We start from the raw sequence: 20,116 nt of genomic DNA, 5'->3' as shown, positions 1-20,116 counted from the left end.
CGCTCTTGATTTACAGTTTCTCGGCTACGCGCAGCTTCGCTGAACGAGCACGGGAGTTTTCGGCCAGTTCCGTTTCCGTTGGAATCAGCGGCTTTCTGTTCACTAAACGCATGGTACCCTTACCGCCGCAAACACACAACGGAAAATCGGGAGGGCATGTACATTTCTCCAGATAACTGCTAAAAATCTGTTTGCAAATTCGGTCCTCAAGTGAGTGAAAAGTAATAACAGATACACGTCCGCCTGGTGCCAAGCACCGAACGGCCTGATGTAACGCTTCTTCGAACGCGCCCAGCTCATCATTAACCGCAATTCGCAATGCCTGGAAGCTGCGTTTTGCAGGATGTCCTCCGGTACGACGAGCCGCCGCCGGAATCCCTTCTTTGATCAATTCCACCAGTTCACCAGTAGTCTCAATTGTGGACTGCTTTCTTTTTTCAACAATGACACGAGCAATTCGTCTAGAGAATTTCTCTTCACCATAGCGATACAAAATGCGGGCAATCTCCTCTTCCGGCCATTCGTTAACAATCTCTTTGGCGGTAAGAGATGCGTCCTGATCCATACGCATATCCAACGGAGCATCGTGATTGTAGCTAAATCCACGTTCTCCTTCGTCGAATTGCGGCGATGATACCCCCAAATCGTACAAAATGCCATCTACCTGTGGCACGCCATCTTTCATCGGTACATCCAGTTCTTTCAGTACCTGTTCGAGATCACGGAAATTGGTTTTCACCAATGTAATCCGCTCTCCATATGGAGCCAATTTTTCACGCGCGTTATCCAAAGCCCAATCATCCTGATCCAGTGCGATCAGACGTCCCCCTGGACCGAGCTTGGATGCAATCACGGAGCTATGTCCGCCACCGCCTAAAGTGCAGTCCACGTATATACCGTCCTGCTTGATGTTTAATCCCTCTGTTGCCTCTTCTTTGAGTACGGTTATGTGGTGAAACAACCTGCACCCCTCCTGACTTTATAGATCAAAATTAAAATCGACCAGCTTTTCGGCAATGTCGTTGAATGCTTCTTCGGATTGATTGAAATAACTCTCCCATATGCCTTTGCTCCAAATCTCCACCCGGTTCGACACGCCAAGAACAACGCAATCCTTGTCCAGCTTGGCATACTCTCTAAGATTGCCCGGCAAATTTACCCTGCCCTGTTTGTCCAATTCACATTCGGTGGCACCCGAGAAAAAAAACCGGGTAAACGCACGTGCATCGGATTTCATCAACGGCAGTGCTTTGAGCTTCTGTTCCATGACCCCCCACTCCTCCATGGGGTACACGAAAAGACACTGGTCCAAACCCCGTGTGACAACGAAAGACGGTCCCAGAGATTCGCGGAATTTAGCCGGAATAATAACCCGACCCTTGTCATCAATGCTATGTTGGAACTCCCCCATAAACATTGGCCCACTCACTCCTCACCCGTTTCTCCCACTTTGCCCCACTTTCCACCACCTAAGCATAATAGATTCGCACAAAAAAATCAAAACCCTTCTTACGGGCTTTACTTTTTTTTAATTTCCAACCGCAAAAAAACGTCTTTGATCCTGTCACTCAGGATCAAAGACGTTTCCCGTTTACGGGCAATCGCACGTACACCCGCATATGAGCCATATCATTAATAAACCATTTTAAACCCTTTGAAGCACTTAATCAGCTTGTAATTAATGGATGCTTCTTAGAATTTCCAGCTGTCCAGATATTTTTCCTGCTCGGCGGACAAAGAGTCGATGGCAATATTCAAGCTTTCTAGTTTGTAACTGGCAACCTGTTGGTCAATGTCATAAGGTACATTAACAACGGTTTTACCCAGTTCCGCATAGTTCTCGCTCACATAACGCAGACCCAGCGCTTGCAATGCAAACGTTGTATCCATAATCTCAGCAGGGTGTCCATCGGCTGCACCCAGGTTTACGAGACGTCCTTCAGCCAGCAAATACATCTTACGGCCATCTTTGAAGCGATATTCTTCAATGTTGCGGCGTACGGTACGAATCGAATCGGAACGTTTAGCAAGTTCAGGTTTGTTTACTTCCACGTCAAAGTGACCCGCATTGCTAAGAATTGCTCCATCCTTCATCACATCGTAATGCTCTCCAGTAATCACATCTTTATTGCCGGTAACAGCGATGAAGAAATCACCCAATTTTGCAGCTTCTACCATCGTCATGACACGGAATCCGTCCATATGTGCTTCTACGGCTTTAATAGGATCAATTTCAGTTACGATGACATTTGCTCCGAGCCCTTTGGCACGCATCGCTACACCTTTACCACACCATCCATAACCCACTACAACTACGTTCTTTCCTGCAACGACCAGATTAGTTGTACGGATGATACCATCGAATGCAGACTGACCTGTACCGTAACGGTTATCAAACAAGTATTTGCAATAAGCGTCATTGACTGCAACCATTGGGAAACGCAATTGTCCTTCTTTCGCCAAAGCTTTCAAACGAATGATGCCCGTTGTCGTTTCCTCTGCTCCACCACGAATGGTGGCAGCTAGGTCAGGACGTTCAGATGCAATGATAGTGGCAAAGTCCCCACCGTCATCAATGATCAGATCAGGTTTCACTTCAAGTGCACGAAGTTGCAGTTCTTTGAACTCAACAGGGTCCGGATTATGTTTGGCATACACAGTAACGCCGTCTTCCACCAGAGCAGCACAAACATCGTCCTGTGTTGACAATGGGTTGCTGTGTGTAATCGTCACTTCTGCACCACCAGCTTGAATGACTTTCGCCAGGTAAGCTGTTTTGGCCTCAAGGTGAAGGCAAATGGCTACTTTCAAACCTTTAAACGGAAGATCCTGTTCAAATTGGCGACGAATGCGGTTTAACACCGGCATATGTGCTTCTACCCAATCAATTTTCAGATGACCTTCCGAAGCGAGTCCCATATCCTTAACGATACTGTTTTGCAATGCAGGGGTAGTCATTCCTCATCCTCCTCGATTATCTATTCCTTCTATTATAAAAGGTCACTACAATGTGATCACTTGGTGTTGTCCACGGAATTCGTTCTGACTTTCAATCAGTTGTCCGATCCACTCGGTTCCATAACGGTTCAGGTAAAAGAGTACGTTATGTACTCGTTCCTGTGGTTTGTTCATGGGAAAGAGTGAGTTTTGCATCCCGTTCCAGTGTCTTAGACTCACATTGTGTTTATCTTTGATGGCTTTGTGGGTCTGCTGTTGCAGATATTGCATCTGTTCGCTGATCTTACCTACATTGGTATCTCCAATTCGGTCCAGACCAGGATGGATCTCTGTGATCTGATCAAGTAATGGACGATATAGATCGGCAAATGCTTGCTGAACGCGCTCGAATTGTTCATCGACCTGGAAGGTCTCCTGCTGTGCCAGCCATTGTTCCTTCTTATCTTCCATATGATATTGAACGTCCTGGAAAGAAAGACCGTACTGCTTCATATGCTTGTGATGAACATCTTCCAAAATGGTAAAGGACAGACGTGGAAGCAAGATAGGCATCTGCAGCCCAAACCGGCCAAACGCTTCACGTGTCAATCCCCAGTACGCGATCTCACCTTGACCTAAGATAACAGCCGCTACAGGTAAAATGGAATCTTGCATCAATGGCCGGGTCAATACATTGTTGCTAAACCGCTCGGGATGTTCAGCCAGTTCCTGAAGCAGTCGCTCTTCTGTAAATGAAACCAGACCTTTACGGTCGCTGTACAAGCCGTCTTTCAACATCAGAAGCAACCGTGCCCCTTCATGTATGTAAAACAGATTGGCCCCATCTTCCGCGACTTCAGCTGGCATGGCATATCCGGCTTGTTCCAATGCGGAGGCACCTTGTGCATATGCTTGGCGTAATGTCCCATTTTCACGAATCAAACGCTCAAATACAGGCTGCTCAAGCCTGCGCAAGTCTGGATCTGCAGCATCCATCAGAATAAGTCCACTGCTGCCAAACAATGCTGAGATTAACCGAGCAAACGCATCACTCAGATTCGAACTCGACTGATGAATTTCCGTAACCAGCTTCATCAAACCAGGTTTGTGCACCGTATCCGGTAACAGATGCTCCACCTGCTTCAGCACGGTCATCCATTGTTCTGTTTCCACATGGACATAACTCACAGAATCCCTGCCTGCAAACCGCCCTTGTAACTTGATCTTCGTCATGTCACCGTTGGCGTCAGGCAAGTATGTGTGGTTCACTTCATCCCAGTCATGGTCTTCGCCTGCAATCCAAAAAACGGGAACGACCGGCCGTTGTAGCCTGTTCTCCGCTTCCCGCGCAGCTGCAACTACACTTGCTGCTTTATAAATTACAAACAACGGACCTGTAAGCAGGCCGCTTTGCTGTCCTCCCGTAACAACCAACGCTTCTTGTTCCGCGAGACGTGTGATGGATTCATGGACTGCACCATGATCGTTCACCCGTTTATTATATATACGTAGATACTCTGCCAGATGTTGACGAGGAATACGTGTGTTCTCCGATTGGTCTAGCCACTCGGCACGCGTATGAAGCCCCGATTCCCAGCGAATGTCATATTGGTAAAGGCCACGCGCAGCATCCCTTGAACAGACATAGTCTTCTGCAAGTCGCGTTCCGCTGCGGAGTGCCTCGGTAATACCTTTCATGAGGTCTGCCTCCTATTCTGCTTCAAAGAGCCTTTCTTGATTGTACCGAATGAGAGCCCTCTTCGTCAAAAGAAAGTGCATCAAAAAATAAAAAACCGCCGAACAAAGTCGGCGGTTTGATATTCATGGATAAGTCCAAATGAAAATTGTACTTTTTATACGTAAGGTTCTGCAACCCAGTGACCTTTGGATATCTCAATCAATTGAGCGTTCTGCAGGTTGTATGGATCATTTGCAGGACCACCAGATCCATTCTTAAGTGCTTGTTCTTCCGGCAGCAAAATGCGACGTTTGCTCGCTTCTACTTCCGGATCAGGTACAGGAATCGCGGACAGCAATGTTTTGGTGTAAGGGTGAATTGGATTAGCATAAAGTTCTTCACTTTCTGCCAACTCCACCACTTTACCCATGTACATTACAGCTACACGGTCACTGATATGTTTAACCATGGACAAGTCATGTGCAATAAACAGGTATGTCAAGCCGAGGCGTTGCTGAAGTTCTTCAAGCAAATTAACGACCTGAGCCTGAATGGACACGTCCAATGCAGACAATGGCTCATCACAGATGATGAATTTAGGGTCTACAGCCAATGCACGGGCAATCCCGATCCGTTGTCTTTGACCACCTGAGAATTCATGTGGATAACGGAGTGCATGGCTAGGATTCAGACCTACAAGATCAAGCAATTCTTCAACGCGTCTCTTCCGCTCTGCCCGACTTGACGCCAGACCATGAATATCAAGAGATTCACCGATGATATCCATAACGTTGAAGCGTGGGTTCAAAGATGCATAAGGATCCTGGAAAATCATCTGCATATCTTTACGCATTTCTTTCATCTTGCGCGGAGACAGCTTGTAGATGTCCGTTCCATTAAAGTTAACATTTCCGCCTGTTGGCTCATAAAGGCGCAGAATTGTACGGCCAGTTGTGGACTTACCACAGCCCGACTCCCCTACAACTCCAAGTGTTTCGCCTTCAAAAATATCAAAGCTAACATCATTAACCGCTTTTAGAATGTTGCCTTTGCCCAAGTTGAAGTATTGTTTCAGGTTCTTCACTTGAACCAGCGGCTTGTTGGCACCTTTGATAATACCAACTGGAGTAGGCTTTTCTTTTTTAGGCTCGTCCAGACGAGGGAGAGCATTCAGCAATTTAATCGTGTATGGATGTTGAGGATTACTGAAGATTTCAGCAGTTGTTCCTGTTTCAACAACTTCGCCTTCCTTCATAACGACAACACGATCACACATTCCTGCAACTACTCCAAGGTCATGCGTGATAAGCATGATCGAAGTTCCAAGCTTTTGCTGCATGTCTTTCATAACATCCAAGATTTGTGCTTGAATCGTTACGTCGAGTGCAGTTGTTGGCTCATCCGCAATCAGAAGGGATGGACGACATGCCAAGGCAATCGCAATCATAGCACGCTGGCGCATACCACCGGAAAATTGGTGTGGATAATGGTTCATACGCGATTCCGCATTTTTGATGCCTACAAGTTCGAGCATTTCCAATGCGCTTTTTTCAGCTTCTTTTTTGGACATATTCTGATGCTTGCGCAGTACCTCGGTAATTTGCTTACCAATTTTGATGGTAGGATTCAAAGAAGTCATTGGATCCTGGAAGATCATGCCGATATCTTTACCACGGATGGCTTCCATCTGTTTATCTGTCTTATTCAGCAGGTCCTGCCCGTGAAAAGTAATTTCTCCGCTTTTGACCTTCGAAGGCGGGGAGGGAATCAATTTCATGATGGTTTGGGCAGTAACACTCTTACCACTACCGGATTCACCTACGATCCCCAGCGTCTCTCCTTTGCCAAGTTCAAAACTCACATTTTTAACGGCATCAAACTCACCAGAACGCGTCGTAAATGACACACTCAGGTCTTTGACTGTTAAAATCGGCTCCATAATCCCACCTCCTATTTCTATTTACGTAATTTCGGATCAAGCGCGTCGCGCAAGCCGTCACCAAGCAAGTTAAATGCGAGCATTGTCATAACCATCAAACCTGCAGGGAACCACATCCGCCAAGGATACAGCGTCCAGCCTGTAAGTGCATCATTGATCATAGATCCAAGAGAGGATTTAGGTGCAGATACACCCAATCCGAGGAAGCTCAAAAATGCTTCTGCGAAGATGGCATTTGGGATGGACAATGTCAATGTAACGAGAATTGGTCCGACAGCATTTGGCAACAAATGACGGAAGAGTTGACGTCCAGTGCTTGCGCCCATGGAACGAGCAGCAAGGATAAAGTCTCTGTTTTTGAGTTGCATAATCTCACCACGCACAATCCAGGACATACTGATCCATCCTGTAATGGTAAGTGCAATGATAATCGTTGTCAGACTTGGCTCCAATACAACCAGCAACAGGATAACAACGAGCATGTATGGCAGGGAGTACAAGATCTCGGAGAACTTGTTCATGATGCCGTCAACACGTCCACCGTAGAAGCCCATAATGGCTCCATAAATTACCCCGATGACAAGGTCAATCAAAGCAGCAGCCAAACCTACAGTAAGAGACACACGTGCACCTACCCAGGTTCTTACCCATACATCACGACCCAGTTCATCTGTTCCGAACCAGTGTTCAGCACTCGGTGCAGCATTGGCATTCAACAAATCATTGGAATAATAATTATAGCTTGAGAACAACGAAGTTGGACCAATCATAGAGAAAATGACAACAAGGACTAGAACAGCCAAACTAATCATAGCGGCCTTGTTGGTTGCAAGTCTGTACATAGCGTCTTTGAATAGCGATACACTCTCTTGCGATTTCAACGCTGCCTGACTATCCAGGCCTGTGTTCGCCGTTTCATTATTGTTGTTATTCTTGCCAGACAACGTTATGCCCCCTTCCGGCTTTCTAGCTTAATTCTAGGATCAATCAACACGTAAGCGATATCTGTCAGGAAACGTGCAAGCATCAAGAGAATACCATAGAAGATTGTAATCCCCATGATCATCGTGTAATCACGATTCGTAATACTCTCTACAAATACTTTACCAATTCCACCAATATTAAAGATTTGCTCAATAACAACGGAACCTGTGATAATATTTGCTGTCATCGGACCAACATAAGTAACGACTGGCAGAATACCGTTCCGTAAAACGTGTTTAAACATGATAGCAGGCCATTTCAAACCTTTGGCTTTGGCTGTCTTGATGTAGTCTGCATGCAACACTTCCAACATGCTTGAACGCGTCAAACGTGCGATAAAGGCAATTGGAGATGCTGACAGTGCGGCAACCGGAAGCACATAGTCGAGCGGGCCATCGAAGCCCATAACATTAAACCAGCCGAGTTTGAATGCAAAAACATATTGCACCAGGGATGCGAGCAAGAAACTCGGTACAGCAATCCCGATAACAGCCAGAATCATCGTAATATCATCAATCAACTTGCGATGGTACACTGCGGCAATAAGCCCCAACAAGACACCCACAACAATTGAGATAATAATTGCAAAGATTCCTAGCTTCAGCGATGCTGTAAACGTTTGAGTGATCATACCAGTTACATCTTGATTCAGGTATTTCATAGAAACCCCGAAATCACCTTTGATGATTCCACCCATATACTTCAGGTATTGTTCATACATCGGTTTGTCCAAACCATACTTCACTTCCAAAAGTGCCCGGATTTCAGGTGATACTTTTTTCTCGGATGTAAAAGGGTCACCCGGAATGGCCTTCATCAGGAAGAAGGTTGCTGATGCGAGTATGAAAAGCGATAGCAGCATAAATAGCAGTTTTTTCAGCACGTACTTAACCAACCCTTGCACACCTCCACAAACAATATTTTGTATACAAATCGATTGTAGAATTAGACAAGAATAATGTCCAATCCATTTATCGGAAATTTCAAGAATTATAAGGAAAATCGGTGCACATACAAAAAAATCGGGATATATATGGAATTCCACATATATATCCCGAAGTAATCATATAGACTTCAGAACAACTTATTTCTCTTCCAGATATGCACGAGTGAAGTCAATAGCTCCACTGAAATCAAGTTGTATGCCTTTCAGGTAAGGCTTAGTCAAAGATACGTTAGTGTAGTAATAGATCGGCAATACGCCCATTTCATCTTGAATCAGGATTTTCTCAGCGTCAGCAAAAGCAGCCATACGAGTAGCTGGATCTGCAGATTTTACAGTCTCTTTAACATCTTTGTCATACTGTTCGTTGCTGAATTTGGAATCATTGTTTGTGTTTCCAGTAGTCCACATTTCCAAGAAGTTGTACGGATCGTTGTAATCAGCAGACCAGCCCGCACGAGCGATTTGGAAGTTTTGGTTTTGACGGTTCTCAAGGAATACGCCCCACTCTTGGTTTTCCGTTTTCACGTCAACACCAAGGTTTTTCTTCCACATATCAGCAACAGCAAGCGCGATTTTCGCGTGACCGTCACTAGTATTGTAGATCAAAGTTACTGCTGGCAATGTTGTGTAGCCTTCTTCTTTCATACCTTCAGCAAGCAATTTCTTAGCTTCTTCTACGTTCTCAGTGAAGTAGTCATCTTTGTGCTCATCACGGAATTCGCCGTTTTCACCGCGGATACCTGGAGGTACAAAGCCGAAAGCTGGAATTTGTCCACCTTGTGTTACTTTGTCAACGATCAATTGACGCTCGATTGACATTGCAAAAGCTTTACGGATTTTAACGTTGTTAAATGGAGCTTCATTAACGTTGAACTGGTAGTAGTAAGTACTTGCAATACCAGTAGCTTTAAACTCGTCCGGCAATTCCGCTTTTACAGAAGGAATTTGGTCGGAAGGAATTTCACCGTTAGGTGCGCCTGTGTAGTCCAATTGTCCAGACTTATAAGCTTGCAGTTCGGAAGCACTGCTGTTTGTCAGGGACATGTTAATTTCAGACAATTTGATGTCAGAAGCTGCATGGTAGCTTTCGTTTTTCTTCACGACGATTTTTTGACCTTTAGCGTATTGATCCATTGTGAATGGTCCGTTAACGATCATGTTTTTGTAGTCTGTGAAGAATTTGTCATTCGTGTCAGCAGACTTGTGTACTGGGTAGTACGTGTAGAATGCTGTCAGACCCAAGAAGTAAGGTGTTGGGTTTTCCAACGTTACTTCCAGCGTGTGCTCATCAGTAGCTTTAACACCTACTTGAGAGAAGTCTGTGATTTTAGTACCTTTATATGTTTCGTCTTTGCTCAGGTTGTAACCCTCAGCACCTTTGATGTAATACAATTGGTAAGCATATGGAGAAGCTGTTTCCGGTTTCAAAGCGCGTTCCCAAGAACGTACAAAGTCTTCGGCAGTGATTGCATCACCGTTGCTCCATTTAGCATCCGGGTTCAGGTTGAAAACATATTTCAGACCATCTTCGGAAATTGTCCAGTCTTTAGCAACACCTGGAGCTTCTTTGCCATCAGGGTCGATACGCACAAGACCTTCATACAAGAATTTCAGTACAGTGTTGGTTTGGCTGTCTTTTGCTTGAGCCGGGTCTAACGTAGGAGGTTCAGCTGACAGGTTAATTTTCAGGACTTGATCTTTAGCAAGACCATTTCCTTCGGTTGCAGAACCAGTATCGGTGTTACCTGTGCCTTCGTTTTTCGATCCGCACGCTGCAAGTACGGTACCGAACGCCAAAATCAGCGTCAAAAGGACTAATAGACTTTTCCTTTTCATCTAACACTTTCCCCCTAAATTGATGTGGTATATGTTTATAGATTATACAACCACCGGTCAAAAAAATCTACATTACTTTTTCAGAAAGTAATGTTTTTTTCAGTTTTCGACAAAATCGACACATTTTTTAGCCCTTTTGCGTTATGTATCCTCACATCTGTTTCATGAAGTATCTAAATAATCCAAATATAGTAAACAAAACATACCCAAAACTCATTATGACAAAAGCCATGCGCCAAACGGCCCGGAACATTCTACCCCTATCGATCTTACCTTTGAGCCGATTTTGTGCACCTCCGATGAATCCAAGCGCTATTAGTATGAGTATTAGTGTTAAATAAAATCCAAAATTCGAATCAAATGTTAAGTTGAATAACGCCGATACAGAGAATATAAGGAATAAGGTTGTTACATCCATTGCCGAGCGCAGCGCCACACGCTTATCTTTTTTCCATCCATACATGATCCAATACACAAGAAAAAATGGAAAGAACGGCAGTATGCTCAGCACAATAAAAAATCCCATTAACTCACTCCTTCCGGTTGCATACCTTCAATCAGATGAAGCAGTACTTCATGCATCGGAGCAGACAGGCCACACCGACACGCCATGCTTACGATTTGCCCGTTAATGGATTGCACCTCCGTTTGTTGTCCATGCAGAACATCCGACAGCATGGAAGATGTATTCGAGGCTGTGGAACGACAGACGGAGAGGATTTGTTCCCACACATCAACATCAAGAAGTATTCCGCTTGCTCTGTATACCGCCAATGCCTCATCGTACAGCTGACGCATAACCACGATTCGCTCTTCCTTTGTAATTAACTCACCGTTAGGAATACGCCATATCGCGGTAAGAGGGTTAATGACAGCATTGATTAACAACTTCCTATAAATCAGCTTATCGATTTCATTCGACACTGTACAGCCAAATCCTGCCTGCTGCAAAAGTCCCTGTAAACGAATGGGGTCATTTTGATTCATTGGCGTTAGAGGTGAGATACGTACATCTGCACTTTTGCCCAACCAGGTCTCTCCTATACCTGCACGGATGACTCCATCTACCTGACGTTTCGCCCCTTCTGTAGTTATGACGCTGTATATATTGGAATGCGGCATATTGGATTGCACATGATCCAGATGCCCAACCCCATTTTGGAAACATGCGATGTTGAGCACTTGCGTCTTCAATGAACCAATTTCACGTATAACATCAAGTATCGCTATCTGTTTCACCATTAATAGTAGCCAATCTCCAGGTGAGTGTTGCCACAATCGGGTTAACTCCGTAATCGGCTTGACCTGGATATGATCAGGTTTAATCTGGATGGTTTTCTCCCGTTCGATGACCTTAAATCCTTCTATACTCAGTTTATTTGCCTGTTCAGCCGTTCTGGTCCAAAACCGAACCTCGTTGCCTGCGTCCTGTAGCTTACCTCCATACAAAAGACCCAGTGACCCTGATCCTACAACGTCAATGATCATGCTGCATCCCTACCTCTGCTCCAATAGTTGCTTTCATCTATAATAGAACAAAAACAGCAAACAAAAAACCCATCATACCCGCCGTTATGTAACGGAGGTGTGACGGGTCCTAATCTAATGCTGATCATCAGATACAATTTGCTTTTATTCAATTCGTTCCAGATTCCCGTTGGCATCCATTTTGAATCTCGTTTTGAGTTCCTCTTCTTCTTCTGTCAGAAATGCGAGTCTGCGAGCACGATCCATAATCTGAATCAGTGCTTTATAATCGTCGTTTACAACACGATAATCAGTCTGTACTTCATTCACTTCCTTAGACAGACGATCATTCTCGCAACGCAGTTCATGAAGTTCATCCTCTTTTTCACGAAGCTCTTTCTCAAGCATCTTGAGCTGACGACCGTTTTCCTGCACAGTTCCCTTCCATTGCCGCAAGAATCGTATAACTGCATCAATGGATAGAGAATCTTCCGAAATACCATCCGCCTTGTACAGATTTTCTTCTGTATCCAGGGTGGACAAAGCTGCTACTTGTGGTCCAAGCAAAGCCGGTTGTTTGCGGAGATAACTCCGTTTTTGTCGTTGAGCCTTAGCATTGCTAATAGCAGACTCATACTTCTTACGTACACAGCTGTTCCAGCGAAAACCGCAAGCGGCAGAAGTTCTGCCTATTTTTTCGCCAACCTCTTCAAAAGCAGCTAGTTGTGTACTTCCTTCCCGAATATGACGCAAAGTAACTTCAGCCAAAATCAAATCGTCCTCTGTACTCCAAGCATCCTGTCTCACTGCAGTCATGCTATAATACCCTCCTAACAACATCCTAAAATAACCGTCCCCATAACCGATTTCCCGGTATGTGAATTAGGTATAAAAGCTGCTTCATTCATTCTTATGCCTCTCATAGAGTTCATAGAATTGATTTCATACTAAAATGTATTTCCACATTTATGAGTACTCATACGTTACATATGCAAAACAAACCATACTTTAACTCTTTTAGGCCAAAAAAAAAGAATTCGCTTTCATATCCAATTTTGTTTACACCTTTTTCCTTTCCCGGTATAATGTTGTGTAGACAATCTATGATCGTACATAGGAGAGGAGGACTTACCGTGGCGCGCATGTTTCGGGTACTCGGGTTCTTCACGCTAGCGATTGGCCTGATGGCTTTTGCGGGAGACCTGGTCGAAATGGCTTTGCTTTTTTTCCTGCAGACTGCGTTTTTTGTCATTTTGGGATATTTGAAATTTACCGAACGTACGTACATATTGCTCTTCTGGGGTTATATGATCGTAACATTCACAGGGTTCAGCTACTGGACCGTATTCCAAATGGATTTGCCGCTCTAATCCGCCAGCAGCATCAAAGCGATCCGGCTAATGTCGGGTTGCTTTTTTGTCATTTTCAGATTAAATGACTATTCTTTGTGTTATGTAACCACTACGGATATTTCACGTATCTATTTCATATATTGTCTGGAAGAGATAAGCCTGTTCGCATCATATGTAGATATGGAAAGGAGAATGATGGGTGAAACGTCGATACGGCATTCCTGGCTTCATCGTATGTATTATATTTTTGATCCAGCTACCTTGGACTTATGCCTATGGAGAACCTTCATCTGAGGAAACACGCGAAATACTGCAACAAAGCCTATCCATCGTCGAAATCGATCATGAAATCGAACGTATTGCAGCCAAACAAAAACAGCTAGACGAACAGCGTCAGACGTTATCCATGCAACTTCAGGAACAGGAAGACCAGATACATACTCAGCAAGACCGAGCGGGTGCAGTTGTAAGATCCTACTATACCGGGGAGCGTGATAGTCTCTTGATGACGGTACTGGGGGCAAGATCCTTTAAGGACCTGTTCATTCTATACGATTACTATCAGATTATTATTGGCAGGGATCAGGCTGTACTGGACAAGTATCAGGATCGATATCGCACCATGCAGCAAACGTCTGCCCAGATAAATCAGACCTCTGCAGAACTGTCTGAACTCAAAAACAATCTTCAAAATCAACGTGAACGAGTACTAGCTTTGCAGAAAGAAGTGGACGGAAAAGTAGCTGCCAGCGGGGATGCTGCAGCCATGCAGAAATTGATGGATGAGTTGACTATCTATTGGGAGAACATCGGCATATACGAGGTCAAGCGATATTTTAAAGCATTGGCATCAGCTATGCAGAACCTGCCACAGTTTATCCAGGAACAAAACGGAGGAATCTCCACTACCGGAACATCGTACACCATTCGAATTGGACAAGATGAGTTAAATACGTTTCTACGATCACAGAATCCGATCTTTGAAGACTTTGCCTTTCAGTTCGACAAAGATCGAATCACTGCTTCTGGGCAGCGTGATCAGTTGCAATTAAGCATTGAAGGCCATTATACGGTTGAGAATGAACCTCAGAATTCAATTCGATTTCATGTAGATAAACTTGTGTTTAATCAGTTAGAACTGCCCGATACCACACGTCGTATGCTGGAACGAGAATTCGATCTCGGATTTTACCCACAGAAAATTCTGTCGTTTGTCAAAGCCACAGAGGTATCCACAAGCGAAGGCATACTTGAAGTCAAGCTCGCCATTTCATTTTGACGAGCTTTGCAAGGCAATAATGCTTTTGACGTACTGATTAGCCGTGATCTCTCCCGCGAGAAGTTGTTGGATCTTCTTTTGAAAGGCAGAAGTTAGTATAGGACTTTCCGTCATAACAGCCTGCGAAGAGTCAGCTGGAAACCAGGATTTTACATCAGTCGTATTATACTTCGTTATTAGTTTCTGTGACTCAAGATCTAGTTCCTGTTGCTTTGCTGGTAAATAGTTAGCCTGTTGGTACCACTCCGATTGCACGGCAGAGGATGTCATCCCTTCAATCCAGCGGCTGGCCTCTTCCGCCTCAAGTGATCCAGCTGCGATAACAAGACTTCTTGATCTCAGCGGTTCTAACGCACTGAGAGCTATCTTCTCCGATGATTCCTGTTCGCCTGCCACGCCTTGATCTCCACTCAACAAACGAGACAGCAACGTTACTACCATAGGAACTCCCGTCTGCTCACCCGAAGAAGAGATCGTCGGATTCATTGATTCGACGTTAATATGCGACTGGATCTGATCTATCAACTGTATGATCTGTTGGTACGCCTCCGTTTGCGAAGAAGTTTGCGCTTTCTTAATTTGGTCGGGAGCCATGCCTGGATCAAACTGATTCAACCACGCACTTACCGCGTGAGGGTCATTTAAATTTATGCTTATTAAATCCGTTTCATCCTGCGTTGCTTGTTGTACAAGTTTGTTCCACTGTTCCTTATTTTTGGGTAAACCTGCCAAACCGGCTTCGTCCAGGAATGGAGAGCTAGCTGCGAGTACATAAGCGTCAAAATCAAACGGCATCCCCCATTGGTAACCATTCCACTCTGTCATTTCCCGTAAGCCTACCACAGTTTCTCCCAAAGACTTGGACAGTGTTGTACCATTCAACGGATACAGATGTCCTTTTTTGGCATGATATTGAACTTCCGCGCTATCCAGAAGAATGATATCTCCGCTCTCTCCTACCGAAAATTTATTATCAAGCACTCGCTTATATGTATCCGGCTCCAAATTCCGAAGACTGATTTCCACATGTTGAGAAGTTGCTACTTCATTAGCCATCTTTTTAAATGATTTAAAGTCGGTCTCAGACATCGAGACTACAATCTCTAGTGGGGCATGTTGGTCTTCGCTACGAGATGACGTGTTGGGAAATGCATCTTTTTCCTGATCTCGTTCCTGATTAAGCTGTGAACCTCTAAAATCAAAGCTGGGAGACAGAATCGTTAACGAAAGCAGCAGCACTGCGAACAAAACAACCTGGTGTCCACGCTTCATTAACTTTCCCTCCTTGCTCCCTAATTTTTTCCTGCAACACTCATTGTAACAAATAAGTAGTGCTCTTGTCCTATCCTGCCAAAAAACAGTTTTCCGATATTTTGCATACTTCGAGCATATCGAGTTCTGTGCAATAACTGATGTTTATTTTTTCAGCAAAAAAACCGGCTCGAAGAGCCGGTTTAATAGAAACATTTTCCGGGAAATAACTTTCCGTTACCTTACAATAAATCTGCTGCAAGCTGAGCCAACTTGGAACGTTCTCCTTTTTCCAGCATAATATGTCCGCTGATTCCCTCTTGCTTGAATCGCTCCACAATATACGTCAGACCATTACTTGCTGAATCCAGATAAGGATGGTCTATTTGCTCAGGGTCACCCATCAAAATAATTTTACTGCCTTCGCCCACCCTCGATACAATGGTCTTCACTTCATGTCGAGACAGGTTCTGCGCTTCATCGATAATGATAAACTGTCCTGGTATAGACCTACCACGAATATAAGTGAGTGCCTCAACCTGAATACTGCCAAGACCCATCAAAATTTTATCAATGTCGCCTGCTTTTTTGGTATCAAACAAAAATTCCAAGTTATCATAAATTGGCTGCATCCATGGTCTTAGTTTTTCTTCTTTCTCACCAGGGAGATAACCGATATCTTTCCCCATTGGCACAACCGGACGAGCGATCAATAATTTTTTGTACTTATGGTCATCCTCCACTTTAAGCAAACCCGCAGCAAGCGCCAACAAGGTTTTCCCCGTACCTGCCTTTCCTGTAATCGTGACAAGTGGAATATCATCATTCAGGAGCAGTTCTAGGGCCATACGCTGTTGCGCGTTACGTGCACTGATGCCCCATACATTATCATTACTCAGGAACAGTGGTTCCAACTTCGTTCCCTCTGTGTTTACTTTGAGCAAAGCCGATTTATTGGTTCCCATCTCATCCTTGAGAATTACAAATTCATTCGGGTAAAGCGAATAAGACAACTGTAACGGTTTGATCGGTAGAAAGCGATATGTGTAAAACTCATCAATGACCGAAGGATGAACCTTGAGGGCAGTGTAGCCTGGATATAATTCACTGAGACCTGCCGTGCGATCTGATAAGTAATCCTGTGTGAAAAGACCGAGTACATCCGCTTTGATACGAACAAGCACATCCTTGCTGACCAGAACCACCTGTCGTTCAACGACCTCTTTCTCATTTTCCTCAATCTGATAATTCAGGGCGACGGCCAAAATCCGATTATCGTTGGACACTTCTCCAAACATTTCCTGTACTTTCACAAAACTACGATGATTCAGTTCCACTTTCAGATTGCCTCCATTAGCTAAAGGGACGCCACTGTGCAAATGTCCCAATTCACGCAACCCATCAAGAAGTCTCGATACATTACGGGCATTACGCCCAATTTCATCGGCATTTCTTTTTTTGGAGTCGATCTCCTCCAGTACAACCGCGGGAATGATTACCTCATGTTCCTCAAAGGCAAATATGGCATTGGGGTCATGCAGAAGCACGTTCGTATCCAATACAAAAATCTTTTTCATTCAATCCCCTCCAAAGCGGCGTCGTTAAAGGCATGGATAAGTTTGATCTTTCAGCAGCGACATGGACAATCATGCTCCCATACATAAATGTATTCGACTAGGACAAAATAATTGTCAACCATTCTGAAAAACTCCAGGAAAGGATGAACATTTATGAAATATTGGGTTTGCACGCTGCTTCTGATCTTTATACTTACAGGCTGCAACAGTTCTACACGTAATGCCTCGCAGCAACAAGGTCAGCATGCCAAAGGTTACGGAGGAAATGTTACAACTCAGCAAGACCAAAGGAAAGGATCTCACATGCTCAATACTCAGGAAGATCGGTTGCACCCTTCAGCTGTGGACCATCTGACCGAAAATACAGGTGAGGTTCATGAAAAAAACGTCATGGACAACACCAAGGCCGATCGGATGCCAAATGAAAAAAGGGTCACCCACCTCAAAACACTTGCCAAGCAAGTGGAAGGTGTCAAAGATGCCAACTGTGTCATTCTTGGAAATACAGCCGTAGTTGGCATTGATGTTGACGGTGAACTGGAACGTGCACGAGTAGGTACAATTAAATACTCAGTAGCCGAAGCCCTCCGCAAAGATCCGGAAGGTGTGGATTCAATTGTTACCGCAGATGCTGATGTCACCGAGCGTATTAAAGAAATCGGTGAACATATTCGTCAAGGTCATCCAATATCCGGTTTCGCTTCAGAACTCGCAGACATGGTGGGCAGGATCATTCCCCAACTACCCAAAGATGTCAAAGTCCGTCAAAATCCGGATGAACATGTTGAACGTGAACAACAAATGCAGCAGCTGCATTCTTCTGACAAAAGACAACAAAAAGCCCAGTGATCTCTCACTAGGCTTTTTTCATTGCAGTAAAAACCTGCTCATCTAATTTCTCAGCAGCACGCTGATCATATATTTTGACAAATTGAGGTACAGAAGATAGCTGGGCTCCATAAAAAAGGGCATTCCTTACCGCTTCAATGGAAATGTCGAAACAGCACATATTAAACGGAACATCCTGTAACGGATTTTGTCGTACGGAAGCACGTCCGTTTACCGCATACACCATCTCTTCTCCAAAAATGGTGACCGTAATAGCCGGATTCTCGATCATATTGTTCACGAGACGTGAACGATGATCAATCGCCACACGAAGGGTAGAAGCATTCTCCGCATAAATCCAGGAGATTGCTGTTGATGTCGGACCTCCAGATTCAATGTCCACGGTGCTCAAGAGCACAAAGGTTTCGTTCTTGAATTGCTGTAAAAGAGATTCAGTCAATTGTGTGACGGCTTCGGACATCCAACCAGCCCCCTAATCTTCTTTATGCAATTCTTGATTCGTTGTTGATGATATTATAGCATACCATCAAACTCGCTTCCAATCCCAAAAGAATGAATGTTACTCAGCTGTTGGAGATGCCGTTACTTTACCTGAAAGTGTATCCTGCAACGCCTGTTTAGCATTAGCCAATTCAGTTTCGTTGATATATACATATGGACTTCTCCACTCTCCGGTTACAGGTGTGTAGTGCACATCCGATTTGGAAATATTCCAATAGGTTGAAATGAAGTTCTTCATCTGCTCCGATTCCACGTCTGTTGTCATGTTGTCGTCAACAGCGCCTATCACTTTACCAATCTTCGTTACGCCTCCCAGTGATTTCAACTGATCCAACATAGAATTCAACACTTGATTCTGACGTTTATTTCGGTCAAAGTCGTTGGATTCATCTGTCTTCGGCTTACAATTCGATTTACGGTAACGAACAAAATCAAGTGCTTCTTTTCCATCCAAATGCTGTGCACCAGCTACCAGGTTAATATCCGTGCCATCGGCCGTATCTTTGTAACACATGTTTTTATCCACTGTCACATCCACGCCACCTACAGCATTAACCGCATCACGGAACGCTTGAAAATTCAGTACCGTTGTATAATTGATATCCACATTTAGATATTTGCCCATCATTTCTTTCATTTGTTCCTCTGCATTTTTGCCAGAGGTTTTTTCTTGGGCTTTAAATTTAGGATAATAGGAATTTAATTTATTCGCCTTATATCCATCCAACTGAATACGGGTATCCCGAGGTAAAGATACAATGGTTGCCGTCTTGGTCTCCGGATTCAGAGAAGCTACCATAACCACATCCGATAGATACGTACCTGTTTCGGGACGGTTATCCGTACCTAGCAGCAACATCGTAATGGGTTTGGTTTTCGCTGACATTCCAGCCGGTACTGGCTTGTCAATGCCCGTATCAGCTACCTGATTGTATACCCAATAGAGATATCCGCAGCCTACCACAATTGCAATAACCAATAAACTTAAAATCAGTCTGCCAAAGGTTCGCATCTTTTTCTTCTTCTTTGGTTGCTTACCTTTGCCGTTCTTCGATCCAGAAGCGCCGGATTGAGTCGGTGCCTGTCTCCGTGGAGGCAGTCCGTTCGAATTCGAGTTCATATCTTCAACACCTTTATCACATCTGTTTTGGCCTATATATAAGACAACCGCTTTCCCTAAGGAAAACGGATGGTCTATACTATACAGAATTTATGAGTTTCGAGCGGCAGCTTCCGCTTTTTTCTTTTGACGACCTTCAATAAAATAGCGCACTCTCACTAACAGCATCAAACCAACAGCCACCAGCAAACATTGAATAATTGGCAACTTGTCGATTTGAAACACAAGAAGCATGAATGTGCCCATCGCCATCAATATATAGAGAACGATTTCCTTACCAAGTGGCAATTTCTGACGTACCCGAAACACCTTGTTATATACGTAAGTAATCAATACAAAGATGACGATGTAGGCTACGATCGGGTTTGATGCGAACCATGCTTGCATGCACAGCCAGCTC

19 protein-coding genes are annotated in these 20,116 nt (G+C 44.3%); 3 read left to right on the top strand and 16 right to left on the bottom strand.

Translation table 11 applies throughout. From position 1 onward, the window contains the following. Positions 1 to 10: 10 nt before the first annotated feature. From rsmH to gpAD87_RS04155, 11 genes are all read right to left on the bottom strand, one after another. Entirely contained in the window at positions 11 to 961 is a 951-nt protein-coding gene (gene rsmH / locus gpAD87_RS04205; protein ID WP_064636430.1) for a 16S rRNA (cytosine(1402)-N(4))-methyltransferase RsmH, read from the bottom strand. Between the two features lie 18 nt (positions 962 to 979). After that, positions 980 to 1,417 (bottom strand): division/cell wall cluster transcriptional repressor MraZ, encoded by a 438-nt coding sequence (gene mraZ / locus gpAD87_RS04200; RefSeq protein ID WP_017687291.1) that lies wholly within the window; start codon positions 1,415 to 1,417, stop codon positions 980 to 982. Between the two features lie 275 nt (positions 1,418 to 1,692). Beyond that, the gene (locus gpAD87_RS04195) at positions 1,693 to 2,958 is read right to left on the bottom strand and encodes an adenosylhomocysteinase (RefSeq protein ID WP_063566994.1); all 1,266 of its coding nucleotides are present in this window, start codon (positions 2,956 to 2,958) and stop codon (positions 1,693 to 1,695) included. Between the two features lie 45 nt (positions 2,959 to 3,003). Further along, a complete protein-coding gene (bshC, locus tag gpAD87_RS04190) occupies positions 3,004 to 4,635 on the bottom strand; it encodes a bacillithiol biosynthesis cysteine-adding enzyme BshC (RefSeq protein WP_064636428.1) in 1,632 nt (543 codons plus the stop codon). A gap of 155 nt (positions 4,636 to 4,790) precedes the next feature. Then, entirely contained in the window at positions 4,791 to 6,554 is a 1,764-nt protein-coding gene (locus gpAD87_RS04185) for an ABC transporter ATP-binding protein (protein ID WP_063566996.1), read from the bottom strand. A gap of 17 nt (positions 6,555 to 6,571) precedes the next feature. Then, the gene (locus gpAD87_RS04180) at positions 6,572 to 7,453 is read right to left on the bottom strand and encodes an ABC transporter permease (RefSeq protein ID WP_371121656.1); all 882 of its coding nucleotides are present in this window, start codon (positions 7,451 to 7,453) and stop codon (positions 6,572 to 6,574) included. A gap of 47 nt (positions 7,454 to 7,500) precedes the next feature. Then, complete coding sequence (locus gpAD87_RS04175; protein ID WP_063566998.1) at positions 7,501 to 8,433, bottom strand: ABC transporter permease; 933 nt, start codon at positions 8,431 to 8,433, stop codon at positions 7,501 to 7,503. A gap of 189 nt (positions 8,434 to 8,622) precedes the next feature. After that, a complete protein-coding gene (locus gpAD87_RS04170; RefSeq protein ID WP_063566999.1) occupies positions 8,623 to 10,320 on the bottom strand; it encodes a peptide ABC transporter substrate-binding protein in 1,698 nt (565 codons plus the stop codon). A gap of 151 nt (positions 10,321 to 10,471) precedes the next feature. After that, positions 10,472 to 10,846, bottom strand: a complete 375-nt coding sequence (locus gpAD87_RS04165; RefSeq protein ID WP_064636426.1) for a DUF3397 domain-containing protein — start codon at positions 10,844 to 10,846, stop codon at positions 10,472 to 10,474. Continuing rightward, positions 10,846 to 11,808: a ketopantoate reductase family protein gene (locus gpAD87_RS04160; protein ID WP_064636424.1), complete on the bottom strand. Its 963-nt coding sequence runs from the start codon at positions 11,806 to 11,808 to the stop codon at positions 10,846 to 10,848. The genes gpAD87_RS04165 and gpAD87_RS04160 overlap by 1 nt, the downstream gene beginning before the upstream one ends. A 144-nt stretch (positions 11,809 to 11,952) precedes the next feature. Further along, positions 11,953 to 12,603, bottom strand: a complete 651-nt coding sequence (locus gpAD87_RS04155; protein WP_063567002.1) for an RsfA family transcriptional regulator — start codon at positions 12,601 to 12,603, stop codon at positions 11,953 to 11,955. A gap of 317 nt (positions 12,604 to 12,920) precedes the next feature. Here gpAD87_RS04155 and gpAD87_RS04150 point away from each other — a divergent pair, with 317 nt between their 5' ends. Together gpAD87_RS04150 and gpAD87_RS04145 are read left to right on the top strand one after the other, a co-directional pair. Continuing rightward, complete coding sequence (locus tag gpAD87_RS04150; protein ID WP_053781237.1) at positions 12,921 to 13,157, top strand: DUF2626 domain-containing protein; 237 nt, start codon at positions 12,921 to 12,923, stop codon at positions 13,155 to 13,157. Positions 13,158 to 13,338: 181 nt separating this feature from the next. After that, positions 13,339 to 14,418 (top strand): hypothetical protein, encoded by a 1,080-nt coding sequence (locus gpAD87_RS04145; protein ID WP_082934999.1) that lies wholly within the window; start codon positions 13,339 to 13,341, stop codon positions 14,416 to 14,418. Here the strand turns inward: gpAD87_RS04145 and gpAD87_RS04140 are convergent. Beyond that, the gene (locus tag gpAD87_RS04140; protein ID WP_064636422.1) at positions 14,410 to 15,690 is read right to left on the bottom strand and encodes an extracellular solute-binding protein; all 1,281 of its coding nucleotides are present in this window, start codon (positions 15,688 to 15,690) and stop codon (positions 14,410 to 14,412) included. The two genes, gpAD87_RS04145 and gpAD87_RS04140, sit on opposite strands and share 9 nt — an antisense overlap. Before the next feature lie 221 nt (positions 15,691 to 15,911). Further along, the gene (locus tag gpAD87_RS04135) at positions 15,912 to 17,246 is read right to left on the bottom strand and encodes a PhoH family protein (protein WP_024628438.1); all 1,335 of its coding nucleotides are present in this window, start codon (positions 17,244 to 17,246) and stop codon (positions 15,912 to 15,914) included. A 153-nt stretch (positions 17,247 to 17,399) separates the two neighbouring features. Here gpAD87_RS04135 and gpAD87_RS04130 point away from each other — a divergent pair, with 153 nt between their 5' ends. Beyond that, positions 17,400 to 18,095 (top strand): YhcN/YlaJ family sporulation lipoprotein, encoded by a 696-nt coding sequence (locus gpAD87_RS04130; RefSeq protein WP_064636421.1) that lies wholly within the window; start codon positions 17,400 to 17,402, stop codon positions 18,093 to 18,095. Positions 18,096 to 18,102: 7 nt separating this feature from the next. Here gpAD87_RS04130 and gpAD87_RS04125 read toward each other — a convergent pair whose 3' ends face one another. From gpAD87_RS04125 to gpAD87_RS04115, 3 genes are all read right to left on the bottom strand, one after another. Then, positions 18,103 to 18,555 (bottom strand): pyridoxamine 5'-phosphate oxidase family protein, encoded by a 453-nt coding sequence (locus tag gpAD87_RS04125; RefSeq protein WP_063567005.1) that lies wholly within the window; start codon positions 18,553 to 18,555, stop codon positions 18,103 to 18,105. Between the two features lie 99 nt (positions 18,556 to 18,654). Beyond that, complete coding sequence (locus gpAD87_RS04120) at positions 18,655 to 19,716, bottom strand: LCP family protein (protein ID WP_063567006.1); 1,062 nt, start codon at positions 19,714 to 19,716, stop codon at positions 18,655 to 18,657. A 90-nt stretch (positions 19,717 to 19,806) separates the two neighbouring features. After that, positions 19,807 to 20,103 carry a YlaH-like family protein gene (locus tag gpAD87_RS04115; RefSeq protein WP_053781242.1) on the bottom strand — a complete coding sequence of 99 codons (297 nt, stop codon included), beginning with the start codon at positions 20,101 to 20,103 and terminating at the stop codon, positions 19,807 to 19,809. Between the last annotated feature and the right edge of the window lie 13 nt (positions 20,104 to 20,116).

This window comes from Paenibacillus sp. AD87 (assembly GCF_001659845.1).
GTDB classification, from domain to species: domain Bacteria; phylum Bacillota; class Bacilli; order Paenibacillales; family Paenibacillaceae; genus Paenibacillus; species Paenibacillus marchantiae.
This window is presented reverse-complemented; position numbering and strand designations above follow the sequence as displayed.

What these genes read in the sequence shown, in the direction of transcription:
- gpAD87_RS04160 (WP_064636424.1), bottom strand. Translation starts at nt 11,808, where the DNA reads ATGATCATTGACGTTGTAGGATCAGGGTCACTGGGTCTTTTGTATGGA.
- bshC (WP_064636428.1), bottom strand. Translation starts at nt 4,635, where the DNA reads ATGAAAGGTATTACCGAGGCACTCCGCAGCGGAACGCGACTTGCAGAA.
- gpAD87_RS04195 (WP_063566994.1), bottom strand. Translation starts at nt 2,958, where the DNA reads ATGACTACCCCTGCATTGCAAAACAGTATCGTTAAGGATATGGGACTC.
- gpAD87_RS04140 (WP_064636422.1), bottom strand. Translation starts at nt 15,690, where the DNA reads ATGAAGCGTGGACACCAGGTTGTTTTGTTCGCAGTGCTGCTGCTTTCG.
- gpAD87_RS04115 (WP_053781242.1), bottom strand. Translation starts at nt 20,103, where the DNA reads ATGCAAGCATGGTTCGCATCAAACCCGATCGTAGCCTACATCGTCATC.
- gpAD87_RS04155 (WP_063567002.1), bottom strand. Translation starts at nt 12,603, where the DNA reads ATGACTGCAGTGAGACAGGATGCTTGGAGTACAGAGGACGATTTGATT.
- gpAD87_RS04185 (WP_063566996.1), bottom strand. Translation starts at nt 6,554, where the DNA reads ATGGAGCCGATTTTAACAGTCAAAGACCTGAGTGTGTCATTTACGACG.
- gpAD87_RS04130 (WP_064636421.1), top strand. Translation starts at nt 17,400, where the DNA reads ATGAAATATTGGGTTTGCACGCTGCTTCTGATCTTTATACTTACAGGC.
- gpAD87_RS04120 (WP_063567006.1), bottom strand. Translation starts at nt 19,716, where the DNA reads ATGAACTCGAATTCGAACGGACTGCCTCCACGGAGACAGGCACCGACT.
- gpAD87_RS04170 (WP_063566999.1), bottom strand. Translation starts at nt 10,320, where the DNA reads ATGAAAAGGAAAAGTCTATTAGTCCTTTTGACGCTGATTTTGGCGTTC.
- gpAD87_RS04125 (WP_063567005.1), bottom strand. Translation starts at nt 18,555, where the DNA reads ATGTCCGAAGCCGTCACACAATTGACTGAATCTCTTTTACAGCAATTC.
- mraZ (WP_017687291.1), bottom strand. Translation starts at nt 1,417, where the DNA reads ATGTTTATGGGGGAGTTCCAACATAGCATTGATGACAAGGGTCGGGTT.
- gpAD87_RS04135 (WP_024628438.1), bottom strand. Translation starts at nt 17,246, where the DNA reads ATGAAAAAGATTTTTGTATTGGATACGAACGTGCTTCTGCATGACCCC.
- gpAD87_RS04165 (WP_064636426.1), bottom strand. Translation starts at nt 10,846, where the DNA reads ATGGGATTTTTTATTGTGCTGAGCATACTGCCGTTCTTTCCATTTTTT.